The sequence below is a fragment of the Arcicella sp. genome, assembly GCF_964672035.1.
Genome location: NZ_CBABQS010000163.1, coordinates 1 through 3,782, shown reverse-complemented (window position 1 = coordinate 3,782; position 3,782 = coordinate 1). Strand labels below are relative to the sequence as shown.

Below are 3,782 nucleotides of genomic sequence, written 5' to 3'. Positions count from 1 at the left end.
CTTAGTTTGTAGATAAGTGAGCCGTTTTGCTTCTTGATATAACAAGGCTTGATACTCCGTACTGAAAGCGGCGATACTAAATTCTCTAAGAATTTCCTCTTGGTGGCGATAACTGGTTCGACTGTGGGCATAGTCAATCATACTAATATCATTCGGATCTAATTTGAATTTCTCGACCACTAAACTGATGTCATGTTCGTAAAATAAGTTGGGATTAAAAAAACGAGTCGTAACTCGAAAATAACCCATTTGCAGAATAAAGCCGAGCGTCGGTCGCCCACTTTATTGGTAGAGGTGAATAAAGTTTTTAAATAGTTCTCCGCCCAAATTGGTATTTCAATCAAGATACGAATGTTCTCCAATTGAGGTGGGGAATCAAAACGAGATCGTTCATTGGATGATAAATATTCCTTTCTTGCCATTGGAGATAACGAGCGTTAAAGAAGCTGAGAGATTATGCTTAAAAGGTACGCATAATACCAGTATTATTTTACATCTTTACGGCACTAAAATACCTTTTTACAAAATAGCATAAAAAATATGGTTTTAGGATACATTCGCACCTCGACGGCTGACCAATCTGCCGATGGTCAAAAGAGCCTGATTGCTCGTTATGTGGTCGAGCGAAAAATGATTGTTGATGAATGGATTGAGGTAGAAGTCTCTTCTCGAAAATCTGCTGAAAAAAGAAAAATTACCGAATTACTGGATAAGGTCTCCGCCCAAGATACCGTTATTGTTTCCGAACTTTCCCGTTTGGGGCGATCAATCAAAGAAGTTTTGCAGATAATTGAAGAGTTGATTCAAGTAAAAAGGTGTAAACTTATTCTCATCAAACAAAATTTACATCTTGACCCCAGCAATCAGCACGACATGACCAATAAAGTTTTGCTCACTATATTTTCAATGGTAGCGGAGCTTGAAAGGGATTTTATTTCGGAAAGAACCAAAGAAGGACTCAGGGCAAGAAAAGAAATGGGAATCAAGTTGGGTAAGCCTAAAGGTGTCGTACAAAAATCCATTTATGATCAAGATAAAGAGAAGATTTTTCAATTACATAAATTAGGCGTTCCACTCAATACCATCATTAAAACCCATTTAGGATACGGAAAATATCTGTCACTCAAAGAATATATCCAAAAAAGAAGCTAATGAACCGCCTGAGAATCGTTTAGCCTAAACAATTATCAAGAAGAAAAAATCTGCCAGACCCGCGACGATTTATGTACGTTCTTTTAATTTTACCCAAGTTAAGTATTAAAAGAACGTACAAAAATCGTCGCAAGTCTCGCAGAATTTTTCTGTTGGTCATTGTGGATTCTACACGATTCTCAGGGGCTTCTTTCTGATTTCTAAGGTCTGACAGTCTTCTGAAACTACTTTTATTCAAATCAAAAATTTCTACACAGGTCGTAGGACATTATTGACTTTTTTTAATTAAGTGAGCTATAACTTGTAAGCAACTGTCTTTCATGCAAGTCATCAATTCTTAGAGGAGCGTACATTAAAATTTAAACTAAAAAATTACTAAAAATAATGGTAGTAACGAGGCTTTTTGCTAATGGATGGGAGGGGAGTACGAAAGGAGATTATATTTTTTGCTTTTATTTTTCGTTTTAAGACAGTTTTAGAGGTATTAAGCTATCGTTAGATACTTCATTCATTTTTAAGCGATTATAAGCCTGTTTTTGTGCGTTTTGAGATTTTGTGTTTTTGGGTGTGTGTACGGTTTGTTGCGGTTTTTAAACTAAAAATTTAGTTTTCATTTCTGTCTTACCTGTTTAAAATAAGGTTCATTTGTTTAAACTTTGCTGTTTTACTCTCTGTTGGGGGATGTCACGCCTTATTTTGCCCTGTAGCTTTTTAAAAGGTACTTTTTCCTGAATTTATGACTTTCGTAAACTGGCTTGGTATCGTTTGTATTTCATACTTAATTGGCGGTCGCCTCGCAACTTAAATTCAAATAAAGTCCGCTCTATTTCCGTCATTCGACCTGCGCTGTAATTGAGAATATTATCGCCCATTTGATGGAGGGCTTCTTGGCATAATTTCTCTTCTGGATTTATGCTTTTTACTAAAAGCCGCTCTTCGTTTTTTTTCGCTTTTCGGATTAACGTATTGACAAATTCTTTGGTCATTTGCTTGTGAGTTTTTGGTCAAAAAGTTGCCCAAACGGAAGCCATAAGGGCAATCTTAACTAATAGTTCTACACCTATTTTCTTTATATTTACTCAATTATTTGTAAGTAACTATGTGTTATCTGTTTTCTTGGTAAAGTATTTTATGCAATTATATTGATATGTTCGACTTTTATCATAATTTTTAGCGTTTAGTTTGGTAAATAGTTTGGTAAACGCTTCGATTAAATCCCTGCAAAAGTACACCCCTACGTGCCACCGCCATAGCTCAGAGGGCTTTTGCAAGGATTTATCCTTTTAAGCCCTCTTTTTGCTCCTCAAATTTAATACTTTTTTCCCGTAAATTAATCAAAAAATTATCTCTCTTTCTTCTTGATATTTGAACACTCATTTCATTGGTAAGCGTGATTATTTTTGATGTTTCGTTGTACGATTTTACAAAATTTGGATTTATCATACTCCCACGATGCACTCACTGGAAGCCGTAGGTTTGTAAAAAACTCTCAAAGTATTTTAACGTATGCTCTACTACTTTTTCCCTCCCGTCTCTCAAAATAAATATCGTATAATTTGCCTTCCCTTTCAAGAGCATAATGTAACTTATCGGTATGTACGATTTTGTCCGTTGGTTTAGGATAAGTCTATCTGGCTTACTTTGGTTTTCGTAGAACTTCATGGGCGGTGAATTATTTTTGTCTCAGATACTCGCTTTTGCTTCGTTTCGGAGACTTTGATTTTTGGTATAAGTTTTTGAGATAAGAGAAATATGGGTTTTGTGGTGTTTACTGGTACACTTGATTTGTACCAGTAAACCACCGTATAAACGAGTCAATTAGTAATGAAAATATCCTAAAAAATGCCAAACTATTTTAGTCGCATACGGAAAATAATTCACTTAAAAAGTAAAGAAAATAATTTTTGGTTTTGACTTTTGAAAATATTTATACTTTTATACTCTTTGTATTCAGTATTACCATTAAAAGTACATTCATTTAATTTCATTTTAATTTTATTATCGGTTACTAAATACTCTTCTCTATTTATCACCTTAGCACTATTAAAATATATATTCTGTACATAAGTTAGGTCTTTTATCTTGTTATCTTTACAAGGGTTTTCAAAATGGAAGCTATTTATGTTACTTGAAAATAATAAACCATTGGTATCAAAGTAATATCTAATCTCAGAATTTCCATCTTCTGATTCTGATTGCTCCTGAATGAAAATTATATGATTATTTTTATCTTTTAAGAAAAAAATAACTAAGTCTGCATCTTCTGGAAAATCCATATTGTCTTCCATTTTTACATATTTATCAGAAAATTTTGCATATCCAGATGTTTGATATTTCTTATCTTTTCTTTTAAAAACTGTATCAATTTCAGCCCTATTTTTCTTCAATTCTGAAAGAATATCAGTGATTTTCTTTTCTGAATTTTCAATTTTTTGCCTTGAATTACAACAGAATAATCCAGAGACAAATAAGAAAAAAATCATCTTAGTAACGAGTAAATAATAAGTTGGTCAATCTCTACCTTTTATTAGGTAGTTCCATTTAGGTCTTTTATCATCGAAAGTAACATAATTTTTGATATTATCTTTAAATTTCTGACTGACCTCTCTTTTGTTTAAATATTGCTTTTG

General features: G+C 33.2%; 5 protein-coding genes. 1 reads left to right on the top strand and 4 read right to left on the bottom strand.

Going from position 1 to position 3,782, the window contains the following annotated elements; translation table 11 throughout:
• On the bottom strand, window positions 1–255 hold a 255-nt coding region (locus tag AC1W31_RS20800), incomplete at its 3' end, for a DUF4158 domain-containing protein (RefSeq protein ID WP_481736423.1).
• Between the two features lie 285 nt (window positions 256–540).
• On the opposite strand from AC1W31_RS20800, the gene AC1W31_RS20795 reads away from it, so the two are divergent.
• Window positions 541–1,152, top strand: coding sequence for a recombinase family protein (locus AC1W31_RS20795; RefSeq protein WP_481736422.1), 612 nt, complete (start codon window positions 541–543; stop codon window positions 1,150–1,152).
• A gap of 734 nt (window positions 1,153–1,886) precedes the next feature.
• On the opposite strand, the gene AC1W31_RS20790 is transcribed toward AC1W31_RS20795, so the two are convergent.
• From AC1W31_RS20790 to AC1W31_RS20780, 3 genes are all read right to left on the bottom strand, one after another.
• Window positions 1,887–2,138 carry a hypothetical protein gene (locus tag AC1W31_RS20790; RefSeq protein ID WP_481736421.1) on the bottom strand — a complete coding sequence of 84 codons (252 nt, stop codon included), beginning with the start codon at window positions 2,136–2,138 and terminating at the stop codon, window positions 1,887–1,889.
• A 472-nt stretch (window positions 2,139–2,610) separates the two neighbouring features.
• On the bottom strand, window positions 2,611–2,814 hold the full coding sequence (locus tag AC1W31_RS20785) for a hypothetical protein (protein ID WP_481736420.1): 204 nt from the start codon (window positions 2,812–2,814) through the stop codon (window positions 2,611–2,613).
• Window positions 2,815–3,029: 215 nt separating this feature from the next.
• Window positions 3,030–3,635: a hypothetical protein gene (locus AC1W31_RS20780; RefSeq protein ID WP_481736419.1), complete on the bottom strand. Its 606-nt coding sequence runs from the start codon at window positions 3,633–3,635 to the stop codon at window positions 3,030–3,032.
• Window positions 3,636–3,782: the final 147 nt, after the last annotated feature.